26 protein-coding genes are annotated in these 16,848 nt (G+C 60.1%); 4 read left to right on the top strand and 22 right to left on the bottom strand.

What is annotated here, in order from left to right; genetic code table 11:
- Positions 1-71 precede the first annotated feature (71 nt).
- The 22 genes from ACODTZ_RS20055 to ACODTZ_RS19950 all read right to left on the bottom strand — a co-directional run bounded on the left by ACODTZ_RS20055 (position 72) and on the right by ACODTZ_RS19950 (position 13,717).
- A complete protein-coding gene (locus ACODTZ_RS20055; RefSeq protein ID WP_489027507.1) occupies positions 72-890 on the bottom strand; it encodes a hypothetical protein in 819 nt (272 codons plus the stop codon).
- Positions 890-1,471 (bottom strand): MT-A70 family methyltransferase, encoded by a 582-nt coding sequence (locus ACODTZ_RS20050; protein ID WP_489027505.1) that lies wholly within the window; start codon positions 1,469-1,471, stop codon positions 890-892. Before ACODTZ_RS20050 ends, ACODTZ_RS20055 begins: the two co-directional genes overlap by 1 nt.
- A 133-nt stretch (positions 1,472-1,604) precedes the next feature.
- On the bottom strand, positions 1,605-1,928 hold the full coding sequence (locus tag ACODTZ_RS20045) for a hypothetical protein (RefSeq protein ID WP_489027503.1): 324 nt from the start codon (positions 1,926-1,928) through the stop codon (positions 1,605-1,607).
- A complete protein-coding gene (locus tag ACODTZ_RS20040; RefSeq protein ID WP_489027501.1) occupies positions 1,928-2,659 on the bottom strand; it encodes a hypothetical protein in 732 nt (243 codons plus the stop codon). The genes ACODTZ_RS20045 and ACODTZ_RS20040 overlap by 1 nt, the downstream gene beginning before the upstream one ends.
- The gene (locus ACODTZ_RS20035) at positions 2,656-3,276 is read right to left on the bottom strand and encodes a hypothetical protein (RefSeq protein WP_489027499.1); all 621 of its coding nucleotides are present in this window, start codon (positions 3,274-3,276) and stop codon (positions 2,656-2,658) included. Before ACODTZ_RS20035 ends, ACODTZ_RS20040 begins: the two co-directional genes overlap by 4 nt.
- Before the next feature lie 39 nt (positions 3,277-3,315).
- Positions 3,316-3,912, bottom strand: a complete 597-nt coding sequence (locus ACODTZ_RS20030; protein ID WP_489027497.1) for a hypothetical protein — start codon at positions 3,910-3,912, stop codon at positions 3,316-3,318.
- Positions 3,913-3,937: 25 nt separating this feature from the next.
- Positions 3,938-4,498: a hypothetical protein gene (locus ACODTZ_RS20025; RefSeq protein WP_489027496.1), complete on the bottom strand. Its 561-nt coding sequence runs from the start codon at positions 4,496-4,498 to the stop codon at positions 3,938-3,940.
- A gap of 77 nt (positions 4,499-4,575) precedes the next feature.
- A complete protein-coding gene (locus tag ACODTZ_RS20020; RefSeq protein WP_489027494.1) occupies positions 4,576-6,294 on the bottom strand; it encodes a DEAD/DEAH box helicase in 1,719 nt (572 codons plus the stop codon).
- A complete protein-coding gene (locus ACODTZ_RS20015; protein ID WP_489027492.1) occupies positions 6,294-6,761 on the bottom strand; it encodes a sigma-70 family RNA polymerase sigma factor in 468 nt (155 codons plus the stop codon). The genes ACODTZ_RS20020 and ACODTZ_RS20015 overlap by 1 nt, the downstream gene beginning before the upstream one ends.
- Before the next feature lie 11 nt (positions 6,762-6,772).
- The gene (locus ACODTZ_RS20010) at positions 6,773-7,297 is read right to left on the bottom strand and encodes an RNA polymerase sigma factor (protein WP_489027490.1); all 525 of its coding nucleotides are present in this window, start codon (positions 7,295-7,297) and stop codon (positions 6,773-6,775) included.
- A gap of 25 nt (positions 7,298-7,322) precedes the next feature.
- Positions 7,323-8,255, bottom strand: coding sequence for an oxidoreductase (locus ACODTZ_RS20005; protein ID WP_489027488.1), 933 nt, complete (start codon positions 8,253-8,255; stop codon positions 7,323-7,325).
- Positions 8,255-8,542 carry a hypothetical protein gene (locus ACODTZ_RS20000; RefSeq protein WP_489027486.1) on the bottom strand — a complete coding sequence of 96 codons (288 nt, stop codon included), beginning with the start codon at positions 8,540-8,542 and terminating at the stop codon, positions 8,255-8,257. Before ACODTZ_RS20000 ends, ACODTZ_RS20005 begins: the two co-directional genes overlap by 1 nt.
- Before the next feature lie 3 nt (positions 8,543-8,545).
- Positions 8,546-9,604 carry a DNA polymerase III subunit beta gene (gene dnaN / locus ACODTZ_RS19995; RefSeq protein ID WP_489027484.1) on the bottom strand — a complete coding sequence of 353 codons (1,059 nt, stop codon included), beginning with the start codon at positions 9,602-9,604 and terminating at the stop codon, positions 8,546-8,548.
- 62 nt (positions 9,605-9,666) lie between these two features.
- Positions 9,667-10,221, bottom strand: a complete 555-nt coding sequence (locus ACODTZ_RS19990; RefSeq protein ID WP_489027483.1) for a DUF669 domain-containing protein — start codon at positions 10,219-10,221, stop codon at positions 9,667-9,669.
- Between the two features lie 26 nt (positions 10,222-10,247).
- Positions 10,248-10,400 (bottom strand): hypothetical protein, encoded by a 153-nt coding sequence (locus ACODTZ_RS19985; protein ID WP_489027481.1) that lies wholly within the window; start codon positions 10,398-10,400, stop codon positions 10,248-10,250.
- Positions 10,400-11,191, bottom strand: a complete 792-nt coding sequence (locus ACODTZ_RS19980; RefSeq protein WP_489027479.1) for an ATP-binding protein — start codon at positions 11,189-11,191, stop codon at positions 10,400-10,402. Before ACODTZ_RS19980 ends, ACODTZ_RS19985 begins: the two co-directional genes overlap by 1 nt.
- A gap of 85 nt (positions 11,192-11,276) precedes the next feature.
- The gene (locus tag ACODTZ_RS19975) at positions 11,277-11,534 is read right to left on the bottom strand and encodes a hypothetical protein (RefSeq protein WP_489027477.1); all 258 of its coding nucleotides are present in this window, start codon (positions 11,532-11,534) and stop codon (positions 11,277-11,279) included.
- Positions 11,531-11,836 (bottom strand): hypothetical protein, encoded by a 306-nt coding sequence (locus ACODTZ_RS19970; protein ID WP_489027475.1) that lies wholly within the window; start codon positions 11,834-11,836, stop codon positions 11,531-11,533. Before ACODTZ_RS19970 ends, ACODTZ_RS19975 begins: the two co-directional genes overlap by 4 nt.
- Positions 11,833-12,021: a hypothetical protein gene (locus ACODTZ_RS19965; RefSeq protein ID WP_489027473.1), complete on the bottom strand. Its 189-nt coding sequence runs from the start codon at positions 12,019-12,021 to the stop codon at positions 11,833-11,835. The genes ACODTZ_RS19970 and ACODTZ_RS19965 overlap by 4 nt, the downstream gene beginning before the upstream one ends.
- 69 nt (positions 12,022-12,090) lie before the next feature.
- On the bottom strand, positions 12,091-13,068 hold the full coding sequence (locus tag ACODTZ_RS19960) for a hypothetical protein (protein WP_489027471.1): 978 nt from the start codon (positions 13,066-13,068) through the stop codon (positions 12,091-12,093).
- Complete coding sequence (locus tag ACODTZ_RS19955; RefSeq protein ID WP_489027469.1) at positions 13,068-13,358, bottom strand: hypothetical protein; 291 nt, start codon at positions 13,356-13,358, stop codon at positions 13,068-13,070. The genes ACODTZ_RS19960 and ACODTZ_RS19955 overlap by 1 nt, the downstream gene beginning before the upstream one ends.
- Complete coding sequence (locus ACODTZ_RS19950) at positions 13,355-13,717, bottom strand: hypothetical protein (RefSeq protein WP_489027467.1); 363 nt, start codon at positions 13,715-13,717, stop codon at positions 13,355-13,357. The genes ACODTZ_RS19955 and ACODTZ_RS19950 overlap by 4 nt, the downstream gene beginning before the upstream one ends.
- 168 nt (positions 13,718-13,885) lie before the next feature.
- Between ACODTZ_RS19950 and ACODTZ_RS19945 the strand changes: the two genes are divergently transcribed.
- The 4 genes from ACODTZ_RS19945 to ACODTZ_RS19930 form a co-directional block, all read left to right on the top strand.
- Positions 13,886-14,437, top strand: coding sequence for a S24/S26 family peptidase (locus ACODTZ_RS19945; protein WP_489027465.1), 552 nt, complete (start codon positions 13,886-13,888; stop codon positions 14,435-14,437).
- Positions 14,438-15,115: 678 nt separating this feature from the next.
- Complete coding sequence (locus tag ACODTZ_RS19940; protein WP_489027463.1) at positions 15,116-15,850, top strand: LexA family transcriptional regulator; 735 nt, start codon at positions 15,116-15,118, stop codon at positions 15,848-15,850.
- 101 nt (positions 15,851-15,951) lie between these two features.
- On the top strand, positions 15,952-16,179 hold the full coding sequence (locus ACODTZ_RS19935; RefSeq protein WP_489027461.1) for a hypothetical protein: 228 nt from the start codon (positions 15,952-15,954) through the stop codon (positions 16,177-16,179).
- Between the two features lie 185 nt (positions 16,180-16,364).
- On the top strand, positions 16,365-16,848 hold a 484-nt coding region (locus ACODTZ_RS19930; protein ID WP_489027459.1), incomplete at its 3' end, for a DUF7666 domain-containing protein.

Here is a 16,848-nt window from a genome sequence, read left to right as displayed (position 1 = left end):
GGTGGGATTGCCTTGAGGATCAGCCGTCGGCGTGAACGGAATGATCGGCTTCCCGGTTGGGAGTTTCGCCATCAGGACACCCTTCCAATTCTTTTTGGGAAATTGAGAAAGCATTTTTCGCCCCATGTTTCATATGCTGCGGCGTCATACGCAACGGCGGCTTCCTCTGGCGTTGAAAACACCCCGATATGGCGCTGCTTCCTTTCATGCCTTATCGTCGCTCGCCATTTTCCGTTTTTCCCATAAGGACTAACCCCCTTGAAGGCACCCAAGGGGGGCTTCATGTGCTGCGCTTCAATGTTGCTGCGGTGGACTGGTGGCGCCTCTGGCACCTTATTTGGAAAATTCAGGTAGCAGCCAGATCCCCACCACGCGAAAGCGGCGGAGTCATAAGCGAGCGCCGCCAACTCCTCTGTTTCAAAGTACCCTAGATGGCGCAATTGCCCCTCTATGGTGATGTGCGCAATCCACTTCCCGTTCCTGCCAACAAATGAAACGCCCTTAAATGCCCCTTTTTTTGGCGGCGACCTGCGGCTTGATGCGCTCATTTTAGCCCTGCTGGAGTCTGAATAGACAAAACCGCTGGACCCCTCGCCGCCCTCGGTTAAATTTACCAATAAGCCGCCAAAATCCCGGCGACCGTATTTGGCGATTTCGCGACGCTCAATCTCAAATGCCTCAGACTCCGTGAGGCCGTCATGCAACTTCACTATCGTGGGTTCGGCGCCATCGCGCTTAATCTTCGCGACGATATTCTTGAATATCACGCCGCGCTTCATCTTCTCGGCGCGACGCCCCTTGCCCTTTCCGACATAGAACGGAGTGCCACATGGTCGCAGCCAAGCGTATACGTAGAAGTCCGCCCTAACTCCAATTGACGTATCGTTCATCAGGCCGCCCTCGCCACGTCACCAGCCGGTGAGTTGTCATTTGCTGCGACTTCGAACTTCCCGACCTGATTGCCCCACGCTGACCAGCCGGACCAAGCCTGGCGCGCGAACAGCTCGAGGTATGGCCCGCCGACCAGCCGCTCGATCCGGCCGTACTGCTCGTCCGGCTTGCGGCTGTGCTCACGCCGTGGCGCGCGGATCAGTTGGCGAACGCCCTTTCCGAGTCTTCTCGGCCTGCCGCGCTTAAACAGGTGGCAGATTTCGACCTCCTGGCGCGTCCAGTAGCCCATGCCCATGCGGCTCTTGTCCCAGACGAAAGCAACGGACACGGGCTTGAATCCCCACGCTGCGGCGACTTCGAAAGCGGCCTGCTGTAGGTGCGAAACGGTCCACATGAAGAGAAGCGCGTTCGGCGCCGCCACGTCAGCGACGGGCAGCGCCTTGATGTCACTCAAGCTCATAACGTCGTATGGTTGGACTCCCCGGGCCGGAGCCACCGATTGGCGCGAATAGGTTCGGAATGCCCACGGCGGATCCGCGAGGATCGCGCCGTACCTGCCCGCAGGCAGCGAATTGTTCATGATCTTATCTCCTCAGACTGTGGTGGTGTCCCGCGCGTTGGTGGCGCGCGGGGTGGTGTAACTATTGCGTATTTGAGATACGCGAAGGTTGCCGGACTGCGCGCTAGGGCGCGGCAGTGGGGCTATGACGTGGTCATGCTGGCACCATGCCGGTGGAAAGTGCAGCGTCGATGCGGCGTACGAATTCGCGAAAGTGGACGGCGCAATCTACATCGGCGAACCGCGCCTGATCGGCGTACCAATCGCGCAATTTCTTTACCGCCTCAATGCGGTCTATCATGACGCCGCGCTCTGCAGTCCACTGCTTCTCGCAATATCGCAGGGTTGCCTCAGATTCGACCGCTCCATTGGCAAGACCCAACACATCGCCATGGTCATTGACCGCGCAATCGCCCTTGTATCCAAGGACTCGCGCCAGTTCATCATATTGCATGTAAAACCGCTCCTCGTCGCCCATCAAGCCGCCACCTTCCGCTCAACAACCGAGAACCCCGGGATCGAGCGAACACCCGCCCTCACCTGCTCCTCGGCGTTCCGCTGCGCCAGCGCGCGGAATTCATCAGCCGCGCGGCCATAGGCCCAATCAAGCGCCGCTTCCTCGTCAACGAGCGTGACATCCCATACCGTGCGTAAACCGAGCCCGGTAGATGCTGCCTTGTCGGCTCTTCTCGCGGTCTTGGCCAACGACTTTGCATCGGCCAACAATTCCTCGGCTGTCTCACGCGCCGCGAGGTTGCCCGAGGACGCGCGCATTGCCTCTTGTGCGGCCAGTGTAGCGGCTGCGGCCTCCGCGGCCTTCCTTGCCGCCTCTGCGGCCTTTTCTGCCGCAACCTTCGTTCGCCATGGTGTCAACAAGGCGTCTAGCGTCGACTTGGCCATGTCGACCTTGCCACGCTTAGGCTGGATAAGCGGATTGAACTTGTCCTGGACGGCCTTCACCTGATCGTCGAGCGGCTTCTTCTCCTCGATGCGCAAAGCGTCGGCGCGCTTGCCGGCGTCGTGAATGCTGTCGCGGAGTTTCTCGATCTGGTCGTGGATGGCTTGGCTGGAAATGGCCTCGCCGTCCGCCCAGTTCTTGGCCTCATCAAAAAGGTCTTCTATTTCCTGCTTGATGGCGTCGAAGGGCGTTGGCTCGTCGAGAGACGGGCCGCCGTTGTCGCCGATGACGGGGGTGCGGGCGTCGGTCATGCTGGCATCACGCGGTAGGCGATGATGCAATCACGAACAGGACGGTCGTGATCCCATGCCCAAATCCCAGCCGGTGACGGTTCGGCGCTAGGCTCAAATTCAGCCTTGATTTGCACCAACGCATCTGTCTCGACCGGGCATTCTCCACCGGCCCAATCTACCCACCCATCTTCGGCGCGCGCAGCCGCTTCCTCGTGGGCGATGATATCAGCGTTCGTGGCCATGTTTTCAGGATGGAAGCTTGCCACGAAGCCAGGATAGTAGTCATCGATGTTGTCGGTGCCGACTTCGAGCACGACTTTGCCAGTGATCGCGTCGACCAACTCAAGCACGTCATCCGTGCCAGAGTAAGCGCCTTCTGTACGGTGCTTGCCGATAACCTCGATCGCCGGAAAGACGTTCTTCATCTGGGCTTCGTTTGCGACGGTCAGCGTGCGCATGGAGCTGCGATAACCGTCGTCAGGATCCTCCATAGCGATGTAGACTACTCCATCGAGCCGGAACCGGCACACGGACGAATCCTCGAAGCCGTCGCCATAGAATTCCTTGATCTGCTCATTTTCGAAGTCGACAGCGTCCAATCTTCTGCTGCCGACGAGATCGGTCAATTCTACCATATCAGTCTCCTCAGTGTGGTGGTTATGCGCTGGTGGGCGCTATCTTCTGCGTGCGCCTTGGCTCGGCGCTTTTGGCTGGTTCCTAGCCAATACCGTATCGGTTTCAGTCAGTCGGACCAGCAGTCGTCGCGTCGGCGCATCAGCCTTGACGCCACGATGAAAATCGAAGCTGGTGAAGGTGGTGATTGCATTCGGCGCGCAGGTCGAAACCTTCACTTCGGCCGGTATCTGCGCCAATAAGTAGGCCATATCGACATTGCGAGTTACCGCGTCGGTCTGTACCTCCAGCGTGATCGGCTCCGCGATGAACTCGGTGAGCGGGCCGTTCATGACGAACAGGTGGTGATGGTCCGGCGTGACGCCCTCTTTGGGAAAGGCTCCGTCAATGTGCCAGCCGGGTATGCATGAGTAAAACTCAGGCGTAAGATCCTGAACCTTCACATCGATCAGCACGCGCTTGAAGGTTCCAACCAGAGGGCTAGCGTCGATAATCTTGCGCACCAACTCGTTTGTCCGGCGATAGACAAACTCGATGTCAGCATATTTCCAGTCATCGGCTGGCCAGTCACCAACCTCGGGAATGAACCCGAGGCTGGTTACAACCGGCTGCCGGCTGTTGAAGGTCATCGCACTCATGATGTCACTCCCAGCCGGCGCACCATCAATAGCCGCAGTCGTACTCGCCCGACTCCACCTCGAACTTCCCGTCTTTGAGCACGTACGAGACATAGTAGTTGGTGTCGTGCTCTTCCTCGGCTGTGTCGAAGATAACCGCCCGGATCGCCTGCATAACCTCGGCGGAAGGCTCAGAGTAAACGTGGCCATGCTCGCGGCACAGAGCTACGTTGTGCTCAAGCGCAGTAATGTCGATGTCATAGTCCCGCTTTTCGCGGTTCCACGTCCGCTCCTGCTTGATCCCTTCGACCAGTTCATCAGCCAGTTCGAAGCCAAGATCATTGTCATGGAGCTCTTCGCCAACCACGCTCTCGACGTTGACATAAAGGTCGGCCGAGTGCTCGCAAGGCTCGCCGTCATTGAACGATGGGGTCGAGCCACGCACGACGATAATCGATACCTCGCCGGACGATGCCAGGGCATCGAGGAACGGTTCGATGGCAGACTTGCGCGCAGCCTTGGCTTCATCGCGGAGTCTGGCGATGTTCGCATTGATGTCGTTGATCGACGAAAGCGTGCTGGCGACTGCGGAATTCAAAATGGTCACTGTAAGCTCCTCTTGTGGTGTGGTGGTTGGTTGGTACGGTGAAAGCTAATCCATCATAACAAATTTGTCAAGATGAATCAGAATGGAATATCGTCCGCAAAGTCCTCATGCCGCAGGTTATCATTCGCCGCCTCCGGCACATTGTCGTTGTCCGGAACTAGGCTCGACCGGTGCGCCATGACATCGGGGTACTTGGCGTTCTTCGCGTAATCGAGCTGCACCTCGGCCGTGCCGTTCAACTCGCCGGCGCGCTCCAGCCATTCAATGACCGTCGACGGGAACGGCCGCTGGCCTCCGTGCGCCATCCAGAACCTATCGGCTTTCGCCTTCGGGTATCCCTTATGCTCGCAGCAAAGCCACTCGTTAACGGCTTTCATCCCGATCATATAGGTGCACTTCACCGAATCGGGTTTCCCCTCCTTGCCGGGATGATGGCGAAATGTCCGGCTGGCCACTTCTGACCATGGCTTTTCCGTCGACAGCACCGGCGTGGTGTCTGCCTGCGCGGTGATTTTCTCTTCCTCGTTCGGCGGGAAGACGTAGCCGCAGCACTGGCAGGTCATGATCGATATCGGCAGCATTTCACCGCAGCCGCAGTTGCCGTTCACATCCACCTGATCCTGTGGGCAGAGCTTCTTCGGTTGCTCGCCAAGACCTTTGCCTGGCTCGCGCGGACGGATCTGGTCGATCGGCCCGTGGTACGCGAGATTGCGGCCGTGGTCGGCGATGAGGCAGTCGGTCTTTCCTTCGCAGTTACGCGTGCCGCGACCCAGGATCTGCACCAGCTTGCCCGGCGATTTGGTCGAGAGGATCAGGCTGATGAAGTCGACAAACGGGAAGTTCGTGCCGGTGGTGATCATGCTGACAGACGAGATCGCCCAATACTTGCCGGCGCGGAAGCCCTCGAAGATTTCCTTCGTCTGGTGAGCGTTGTCACTGGTGAGGACAGCACACGGCCGACCGTGCCTGCGGATGGCTTCCGCGACATGGTTGGCGTTCTCTTTGCTGGTGCTGAAGAACAAGCCGGCTCGGCGCCCTTCTGACAGGATCATATCCTCAGCGACGGCCTCCTCGATGATGGCCTCGGCAGCTTCTGACACCTGGCCGGGGATATAGTCGCCTCCCCGCGTGCCGATCCCTTTGAGATCGATCTTGCTTGCTGTCTTCTGGCTGGTGAGGCGCGTGAGATAGCCCTGATCGATGAGCTCGCCGATCCCGATCTCATAGACCACATCGTCGAACAGCTTGAATTTCTTGACGCCCTCGACCTCTTCACCATCGGTATCGAGATCATCAGTCAACCGGCCCGAATCCATCCGGTAGTCGGTCGCGGTCGTGCCGCAGGTCCGGCTGTCAGGGTTCCGATCGCGCACCGCCACGAAGAACTTGCCGTACTGCGTGTTGGAATTCCGGCTGATAGCGTGCGCCTCATCGACGATGACGAGATCGATATCGCCGAGGATGTCGATCTTGTTCCACACCGACTGGATGCCGCAGAAAAGGATCTGCGCGCGCGCGTCACGACGATTTAGCCCGGCCGAGTAAATCCCGGCGGGCGCGAACGGCATCAGGCCGATGAACTCCTTGAAGTTCTGCTCGACCAGGCGGGCGTCGTGGGTAACGTTCAGGATGCGCAGCGTCGGGTAGTCGGCCAGCAACTCCTCGATCAGCTTGGCGATGACGAGCGCCTTACCAGCGCCCGTCGGCAGAACGATCAAGCCATTGCCGCCGCCCTCCGCCCAGTATTTGTAGAGCGCATCAAGAGCGTCACGTTGATAGTATCGTAGTTCCAGCATCAAGCGGCCCTCCGAGCAGAGCGGCGGAATGCCTGGATCTTCTGATGCACTCGCTGGCGGGTGACGCCATGAATCTCGGCGATCTCCTCGCTGGTGTGGCCGGACGCGACAAGGCGCATGACATCAGCGTACGGGCTGGCGTCTACCAGCCGCATGACGTTCTGCGCCTCAGCGTGATCCTCCTGCGTCGCCGGCACGGTCTGGCGATCGAGCGCACCGGTCTCGACGGTCATCACCTTCCGGCGACCCTCGAATGCGGCGTGCCGCATCTGATAGACAAGCCAAACGCTCAGCTTCTTGGCAGGATCATAGCTCCGCCAGTAGCGCAGTCCGGCCTCCACTGTTGAGTTGACGAGATCCTCTCGCTGGTCACGATCGACCAACTTGCTCGCCATGCGGTGAAGCTTCGGCAGGTTAGCGACAACGCCGGCATCGAAGGCGGCGGGACGGTTGGCGACGTCCACCATCTGGCGCCCCCTCATGCTGCCACCTTCGTGTTGCCCATGCCGAGCGCCGCGCGAAGAGCCTCGCGCTGGTCCCACTCGATCTGGCGCACGCGCTCACGGCCAATGCCGTAGTCGGCTCCGATCTCAGCAAGCGTGTCGCCCATGATCCGGCGGCGCAGGATATCGCCATTACGGCCAGCCGGAATGAGGTTGTAGATCTCCATGACGTCGATTTCGTCGACCTGCCGGGCGGGCGTCGAGAGACTGTCCAGGATGTCGTCGCCCTCGACATGGCGAAGATGGCGGCCCTGCCTGATAACCTTGCGGCGCTTCTCGGATGCGATCATGCGCACCATGAAGGTGATCCACATGTAGAAGCTGCCATCGGGCCGGAACTGGCGCCATTTGGCGAGCGCGTGCGCGAAGACATCCTGAACGAGATCGTCTCGTTCCTGCATGTTGCGCACCTGTCTGCGCGCTACCTTCTTGATCAACGGAAGGTGGTCTGTGAGCCGCCGGTCGAATTCAGCTGGCCGATTGTCATTGGCATGTTCCATTGTTCTTGCTCCTCTTGTGGTGGTGTCAGGCGTTGGTGGCGCCATCGACGAATATTGTTCCGTCCGGTCGACGGTAGGTGATTTCCTCTCGATCAGCGTCGACGTCGATCTGCTCAAGTCCGACGAGCAGCGACGGAATGAAGAGGTGCGCGGGGCAGCCATCATCTTGCTCCGGCAGGCTCAGAGGCTTGGCCCATCGGGCGCAATCCCAGCCAGCGTTTCCGTCCATGAGCGGGGTCGAGTGCAGACACGTCCGGCAGTGCGAGCGTGGCATCTCCTGGCCCCAACACACGGCGGCCTGTCGGCAGAACTTGCCGCGGAAGTCGTCGCTCTTCGAGCACAGCCGAGACGGCGGCTCCGGCGCGTTGATGATGCGCTCGATCCTGGTGACCGCCCGCATGGCGTATTCGACGTCGAGCTCGACACGCTCGATGTGCAGATCCTCGTCGTTCTTGTTCGACATCATGTAGACGACGCGGTTGAGGCCGAGGCCATACATATAAAATTGAAACGTGGCGTAGTGCTTCGGCATCCCGATCTTCACGCCGTGCTTCTTCACCGGCTTGAAGTATTCCTCCTTCGCCGACTTGCACTCAACGACGTGCTCGGTCTTCGGAGCCTCGATCAGGCCAAGCACGCGCCCGTCGATCTTGCCGCGCAGATGTCCGCCTGCCGCGCGCACGCGATCCTGCTGGCCCCAAACCTCGCAGCCAACGAGGCGCAGCAGGTCAAGCAGCCGGTCTTCCTCGATGTTGCCGCGTTCGAAGATGCGGCGCTTTTTCCAGTCGATCTCTTCCGGCACGGATGCGCGGCGGAAGGCCAGCCAGATCGCACGATCACACTCGACGCCGATATCGCCAGCCGGCACGCCGACAGATTCCCAGTCTTCATGGTTGGCTATCAGCGCGTCTTGGATGGCGCGCTGGGTTGATGAGGTGGGTTTGGGAAGCGGGGCCATTAGGCCCCACCCATATTTGCGAAGAGTGGCGATGATGCGAGTGCGGATTGATGGCCGCGAACGTCACCCTTTCGGACGTAGGTTGTCCAGAGCTCACGACCATCACGAGTGATGGGGTGCATCTCTTGGATATGGAAGTTCACGTCATCGATGCTGTCTGCATCGATTTCGAAATCGTCCTTGTTCACCTCCTCCTCAACCAACGCCTCGGCAGCCTCCTTGGATTCGGCTTCGATAGTGCGGCTGCTCCGACCTTGGAACGTGTAGTCGACCATGAACTTTGCCATCGGCTACACCCTCATCGGCATCAACACGAGCGTCACGGCCTCGAAGCCCGGCGACGTGAGCAGCCCCGGCGAAGCACCATCGGAGAGCGCCAGAACGACCGGGCCCGACGGAAACACGCTGAGAACCTCGCGGACGTACTGGCTATTGTAGCCGACCACGATCGGCTCGCCGCTGTACTGCGCCTCGACCTCGTCGCTTGCGCTTCCCGAATCCGGGTTGCTCACTTCGAAGGTGATAGCGCCCGGTGCAATGGATAGGCGGACGGCCCTGCCCCGCTCAGAAGATACGGTCGAGACGCGGTCGGCGGCCTTCATGAAGGCGTCGCGATCGAAGGTCACCAGGTTGTCGTTCATGGTCGGGATGACGCGCTGATAGTCTGGGAACGTCCCATCGATCAGCTTGCTGGTGAGGGTGAAGTCGCCGGCGACAACCTGGATCTTTGCATCGGAGAAAGACAGCGAGACGGTGCCCTTGGGCAGAATGCCGACAGCCTTGCGCGGGATGATGATGCCCGGGAACTGCGGCGCGGCCTGGCCGACATGGCGCGAGAGTCGGTGCCCGTCGGTCGCGACCGCAACTACATTGCCGTCAAGCACGTGCAGGAAGACGCCATTTAGGTAAAAGCGGGTCTCTTCCGTCGAGACGGCAAACGTCACCGGCGCGACCAGCGCAGCAAGATCGATGTCGAACGTCGCCGTGTACTCGCCGCCTCTGAGGTCGGGGAAGTCGCCAGCCGGCAGTGTCTGCAGGGTGAAGCGCGATCGTCCCGACTTCACAATCAGCTGGTCACCTTCGAGAGACATGGTGATGTCGCCTCCCGCCTTCTTGGCGATATCCGACAGCAGCTTGGCGTCGACACAGAGGCTGCCAGGCGCGTCCACGACTGCCGCCGCCGCATCGGTCGCGACGATGTCGAGATCCGTGCCAGTGACGCGCAGCGTGCCGCCCTCGGCCGCAAGCAGCAGGCTGCCAAGGATCGGAATGGTGTTTCGTGTCTCGACGACACGGCCGACATTCGTCAGCACGCGCGTCAGGTCTTGCCGGGTAATGGAAAGTTTCATGTGATCTCCTCAGTGGTGGTGAAATGGCGGGCCGCTGGTGGCGACCCGCCTCGCTTCGCTGGTTACTTCCGCGCGCCCCAGGGCTTTGCACCAGCCGGCTTGGCAGACGCCGCAGCCTGGCGATTGTCGTTGGCGGGCGCCTGCGCTCGGGCGGCAGGTGCGGCCGGCTGGACAGCGTCGACTGCGGGCTCGGGCACGTCGCCTTCATCTTCGAAGAAGTAGCGCTTGATTTCCGCGCGCGCCGGATGTTGCCCGTCCTTAGATGGCTTGCCGAGACCGATCTTTGCGGTGAAGAGATGGAAGTGGAGATCCTCGGAATCCTCCACCTCAGTCTTGCCAACGGCGCGGCAAAGGCTGGCGAACTGACGCTGGCCGATCTCCTGGGCCTGCGCGTTGGCGTTCTCGAGATTGTAGGTGGTGAAGAGCTTGCGGCCCTTATACTGCTCCGGCTCGACGACCACCATCGTGGTCTTCAGCACGGTACCGTTGCCGGCCTTCGTCGGGCCGACGTCAGACGCCTCGATTTCGAGCTTGTAGACGCCGTTAGGCAGCTCAGCATAGTCGGTCTGCGTTGTATCGTGATCCTGGGCGTTGAACGTAGATCCAAGTCTCGCCATTTCGTAGTCTCCTTCTGTGGTGGTGGTCAGTTGGTGAATGCGTAGTAGCGCCAGTCGCCGCTACCGTAGGCGGTGTGCGCGCACTCGCGCAGCACGGTTTCAAGCCAAGCCCATCGCTGGCCGGTTCGCGTCCGGACCTTAACCGGGAACCACGCGAACCATTGTTCCTGGTGGAACATCAGGCTGCAATTCCCGTGGGTTCCGGGAAGTACTTCGCGAGTTCCTCGTACCCCTTGCCCTTACGGTAGGTGATCGCATCCGGCATGGAATAGCGATTCTTCGCTACGAAGCCGGCGCCTTCGGTCAGGTGGATCTGGCGCTCCTTGCCGCCCTCGGCGTGGGTGACTTCCTTCTTGATCCCGACTTCCTTGCTCTTCAGCGAGACGCGGTAGTTCAGGAATGCCACGATGTCGGAACGCTCGCGCACCAGAGCCGCCGCGCGCTTGCGGAGCTTCACCTGGTAGCGATCGTAGGGATCAGTCACCGGGCTATCGAAGCGCTTGATTTCAGGGTGCGCCAGCAGCACCACGGCGATACCGCGATCGGTCAGTGCAGTGCAGGCGTCCATGAACTCGCCCCACTCGACGTCGCCCTGCACGTCGCCCTGCCCGAACGCCGCCGGCGAGCCCTTGTCGTTGCTGCCGATGGAATCCGCGCCGATGCGAGCGCAGGTCTCGGCGTTGATGATTGGCTCGAGACCGTCGAGGCTGTCGAAAATCACGGTCTTGAACTCGTGCTCTTCGGTGATCAGCTCGCCGACCACGTTCTTGAGGTCTTCCCAGGTTTCGACGTCGCCGGGTGTGGCGAGGTCAACGTCGCTCGGCGGACGCTCGCCGGCCGTGCTGATGTAGATCGCGTCGGGAAACTCCGCCGCGAGCGAGGACTTGCCGACGCCGTCGACGCCGTAAAGCAGCGTGATTGGCGGCTTCTGTCTGGTGGTGCTTCGCAGGGATGTAAGGGAAATCGCCATGCTCTCTCCTTCCTAGAGATAGAAAACCAAGGTGATGAAGACGGCTGCCGCAATGAACGGCAGCCAATCACGAGGCGGTGGCCAGCTACTCGCGGTCGTAATCATTGAGGCGGTCGGCCCACTTGCCGGACAGGTGGACGGCCCCGACGAGAGCAATGATAGAAACGGCGGCTAGCGCTACGGTGGGCACAAATACCGCGACGCCGACGGCTGTGGCGGCCACCGCACCGGCGATGCTGGCGCGCTTGAGCGGGTTGGGCTGCAGCCACTTGGGGGGCTTGAAGCCTGCCCCGCCGTCAAGCCTGGATACCGGCACGTAATCGAGTGGGGGATGGTCGGTCATGCCGCTACCGCCACTTTGACGTAATCAGTGCGGCTTGCCGAGGCGTGCATGAACTGCCGATCTCGGTACTCGCTCACCTTGGCGTTTGCCGCCTCACGAGCCGCACGCTTGCGGTCACCGCGCGTGGTGCCATCGGCGCGCTTCGCCGGCTCCTTCGGGTGGGTGCGCCAGCCCTTGCCGTTGGCCATGCGCTCCAGGATGGTGCGCCGGCGAGCCGCGTGCATTGGATCGGTCGATGGCATGCCGAGCTTGGTGTCGTTCTCGTGCTCGCGAGCTACGATTGCGTCGAAAACATTGCTCATGCCGCCACCTTCGACTTCGGAGCGCGGTGATAGCTTACCGGCGCGCTCGACACGTGCGTGCCTTTGACCAGCTCAGCAGTGAGGCGGGCTTCCGCCTTCTGCGCGGCGGTGCGGTAGGGCTTCCGGTTCAGCATGTTGACCTTGCCGGTGCGGGTGTAGGCGGTCGCGTACGGATGATGTCTCAAGACAATGATCTCCTCTGGCCAGCTGCCGAAGCAGCTGGCTTTGTTGTGGTTGGTGGTGGTGGTGGTTGGTTAGGCGGCGGTCGCGAGCCAGTGCTCGACCGCATCCTTGGCACCCTTGAGCGTCAGGTCGTTCGCAGCCTTGAGGGCTTTGATCGCCGGGATCTTGTCACCCTTGACGGCAAGGCGCTGCCATTCGTGGGCGTAGACCTTCTCCTCGCTGACGGTCTGCGTCAGCACGTAGACGCCGAACTGCTTGCCCTTGTTGATCGATGCCAGGCGCGAGGCTTCCTTGCTAGCCGCACCCTCGTCAGCGTGGACGTACGGGCGATCGGAGGGCTTCGGCTGGCCGTTCTCGATCAGCGCGACGATGGCGGGGTTGGCGGTGACCAGTTCGAAGTTGCGGGCATGCCAGCCGTCACTGCCGCCGTGCCGAGGATTGATGAAATTGATAAACCCATCGATGCCGACGTGAGTCACTACAAACTCATCGCCCTTCCGAACGACTCGTCCGCCACTTGTTTCTGTCGCCACAACCCGATCACCAACCTTGAACTTGGCCGACGCCGCATTGTCGTTGGCAATTGCCGGCTCGTCGACCCATTCGGCGATGAGGTCGGCATCATCCTGTCGATCAATAATGGTGGAGAATGTTCCATCGGCCCGCCAAGCTTTGCCCACCGACGATTTGAAATCGTGGCCTACCGTGAACTTCCATTCCGGGCCATAGACCCACGCATCGGTGCGCATCGGCCCGACCTTCCGGCCATCGCGAGTCCGGTAGAACTTTCCGGCTTCGATGTTGAGAACGCCGGCGGGCACTAGCTCGAAGCAATCGACCGTGGCGCGGGTGAAGTTCGCGGGTGTCGCCTTGGTGCTGTAGGTGACCGGCGGATCGATATCGAGCAAATACTCTCCATCGTCGACGAACGAACCGTCAGACCACGCCTTGACGGTTGCAAGCTTGCCGACTGCGCCTCTGGTCGATCGGCCATCCTTCACGAGACGCACCCGATCACCAACTTTAAACTTCTTCGTTTCCGAACCCATCACGCTGCTCCCTCCGTTTCGGTATCAGGCGTCAAATCGCGCCCCTTGGTGAAATCGACCCGAACGACGTTGGTCTCATCGTCCTCAACCTGCACAGGCGGCTCGCCATCCTTATCCACGTGGCGGAGCGTCGCCCAATGGAAGGGTTTCACTTCCAGGCTGCCGAACAGCTGCACCTGATAGTAGCGGCCGAAGTCGGATTCACTGATAATGATGCCGAACAGCTCAGTGTTCAGCTTGCACTCGACGAGGTCGCCCTCTTCGAAGAATTCGCAATCGCACTGGCTCATGCCGCCACCTGCAATTCGCGGCGCAGCGCGTAGTCGGCGACCAGCTGGCCGGCGCGGAGATCTTCGTCATCGGCTTCGACCGTCTCAGTTCGACGGACGGAAACCGGCATCATCCCGCTCAGCGTGGAGCAACCGCCGTTGTGCGGCGAAAGGACGGTCTTGCGGTCGGGGTTGTTGTCGTTTGCCGCCGCGGCAGCGGCCGGCAGTACGCGCTGGCCCAGCCCACGGAAGTCACGGCTGAGCCGCATCTTGACGGCGGAAGGCGTGATGCCCCATCTGGCCGCGATCTGTTGGAAGCTTGCGCCCTCCTGCCGCATGGCGAACATGTCGGCAGTTGCGGCTTTATCTCTAAGCTGCATCTTATCTCCTCTGATGTGTGGTGCAGGCGGTGGGCTGGTCGGCCCTTTGACAAATTTTCGCAAATTTGCCATCTTGGAAACCATATGACAAAGTAACAAATTTGTCAAGATGGAGGTCGTATGTCTCGTCTATCTCAAATGCTCACCGCCGAGGTAAAACGCCGGCAGATGAGCGAGTTTAAAATCGCCGAAGAGTTCGGCTGGGCGCCGCAAACGTTCAACACTTGGAGACACGGCGTCGTGCCCCGGCAGAACTGGTTCGTCGCACTCTCCAACTTTTTGCAGATCCCGATGGCAGACGTCGAGACGCTCGTCGAGGAGGCGCGCACCTCCACCGGTAACACCAAGATCCCGAAGATCGATCCCCTGTACGGGAAAGTCAGCGATCGGAAGGACGGCAAGTTTGCATTCCCCGCCGAACACGGCCAGCGCTTCCCGCTCGGGCGCTACGCAATCCGCGTCGACACGAAGGTGATGGAGCCCGCCCTGCTCGTCGGCACGAAAGCCTGGCTGGATCCATCCATCTGGCCGCAGACCGGAAACGACGTTCTCGTGCATACCAAGAGCGGCGCAGCGTGGATCGGCCAGCTTGTGGCGATCGAAAACAACACTGCGAAACTCCACCGGCACGCCGCAAAGGAGATCGCGGTCGCGGATATCGAGGCTATTCACGTCATCGTCCTTTCCGAGCGACTGCCAAGCGCTAGCGGCGGGGCTTGACAAATTTGTTGAGATGGTGATATTCATATGCCTGCGCCTGTGGTGGGCGTATGGACCGATCAGGGTTTGATAAGCATCAGCTGTCTCCTCCCCTTTTCCAGTACGAACCAATTTCCCCGAGCCGCGAAAGCACGTGGTGGTGGCCGTAAGGTCGGCTCGGAGAATTCGGTCAGCCAATACAAAAAAACGCTGCCAGCGCATTCCTGCGCTCGGCGGCGTTCTTATTCGTCCAATGTCTTGTTGTTATCGTTTCTCATATCAATGCCCCTCGCTTGCTCTCTTCCCCGAGTTTTAAAAGGCCGCCCTACGCAATACTGTGGGCGGCCCTCTCTGGCAGCGGCTGCGTCTTCTCTCGCAGCCTCCGCCATGATAAATTCTTCTTCTATGCCCCTGCGCCCTCATGGCGCGCCGTCTTCTGATGCTGTTTGCCCTGATCAGAAATGGTCTTCTTGGTACTGAGTTCTCGTCGTTCATAGTGTCGCCTTTCCGTTTTGTTAGCGCCCCCAAACGAGCGTGGTATTTTGTTGTGGTTAGGCAGTTACGACCGGCCGCGCTTTCTGCGTCTTGTTCCGTTCATGTGATTATCAGTATCGGCTATCAGATTATAGGTCAACATCTTTCTGTTGCCTATTGGCACATAAACTGATAACCGATTGAAAAACAATAAGGAAAAAACCAGTGAGCAAGCTATCAGACGTCGTATCAAGGCGCGCCGCAGAGCTAAACATTTCGCAGACAGACCTGGCAGAACGGGTTGGAATGTCCCAACCGAGCATCAGCGACCTCTTTAATGGAGTCGTGTCCTCCCCGCGCAAATGGAGGGAGATTGCGCGCGAGCTGCAGATCGCCGAGGAGGAGATGCGCCAACTGATGATCGAGGCGGGCCGTGAGGACGGCAAGTCGACGAGGCTGCCGCGCATCGTTCAAGAGCCGATGCGCGAGATCACATATCCGATCGCGCCCGAACCAAATGGCACGATTGACAAGACCCCAATCCCCACAACCGGCAAGCCCGTGCGAATGCTGCCTGTTTTGGGGGAAGTAGTCGGCGGCAGCGACGGCCAGTACGATTTCAACGGAACGGTTCTCGACTATGTCGCCTGCCCGCCATCGCTCGCGAATGTGGCGGACGCCTACGCCGTATGGATCGATGGCGAGTCTATGTATCCCCGGTTCAAATCCGGCGAGCTCGCATACGTCCATCCGCGCAAGCCACCGCGCCGCGGTGACGATGTCGTCGTGCAGGTTCGACCGAAGGACCATGACATGCCGCCGCGCGGCTTCGTGAAGGAGCTTGTTGGTTATGCTGGCGACAAGCTCGTGCTGAAGCAGTTCAATCCTGATATTCGAATCGAATTTCCTCGCGAGGATGTGGTCAGCATCCACGTCATCACTTTGTCGGGGCAATACTGATGATTTATGTGTTTTATAGGTTGACGAGATAAAACCTATAACCTATACATCTCCTCACCGCCGCACCTAACCAGGCGGGACACCACTGAGGAGACCATCTCATGAGAAGAAGACTTTCTTCCGCAAGCCTCGTCGACGAGTTCGAAACCGATTACCCCCTCACCACAGCGGTCGGCAGCATCGAACCGATGCCGCGGCCAGACCACAAAGCAAAGAAGCAAGGGCGCCCGATTCGCCGCCCGACCAGCCAGCCTCGCTTTCGCGGCCATGATCGCCGCACCTGCCGCACCATGTGGCTCGACGAGGCGGTTTCGGGAGTTGACGCATGATGCGCGCTCCCGCCGGCCATTATGATGGCCCTACCCTCCGCGATTTTCTTCACGACCTGATGGGCGCCGCTTCGGCTGGCATGTTTGTCTGGTGCGTCTGCACCTGGGCGCCGTACTTCGCTCGTTGATTGCGCTTTCGACTACCAATTCACCAACCGCCCACCACAATCTGAGGAGATTTTCACATGGCGAAGAGAGCCACAAAGACTGCGGAAACATCTACCGCGCTGACGACGTTCAAGGGCTTCGGCAAAGACTGGAAATGCCGCGACTACCAATACGAGGTCGGCAAGACCTATGAGCACACGGGCACTGTGGTTCGGTGCGCATCTGGTGGCTTCCACTCGTGCGAGATGCCGCTCGACACGTGGAATTACTACGCTCCGAACACCAGTCGTTTTGCCGAAGTCCTTGCCGACGGCGCAATCGACAAAGGGCGCGGCGACGAAGACAGCAAAATCGCATCTGCCAAGATCACGATCAACGCCGAGCTCCGCATGCCTGAATTCATTCGCAAGGCGGTGACATGGATCATCGATCACGCGAAGGAAGGGGTGACGACCGGCTACCGCGCCCATGCGGCCAGCACCGGGAATGGCGCCCATGCGGCCAGCACCGGCTACCGCGCCCATGCGGCCAGCACCGGGAATGGCGCCCATGCGGCCAGCA

It is taken from the genome of Rhizobium sp. FG113 (genome assembly GCF_057809895.1).
Note: the sequence above shows the minus strand (reverse complement) of the source record. Positions and strands in the feature narration are given on the sequence as shown.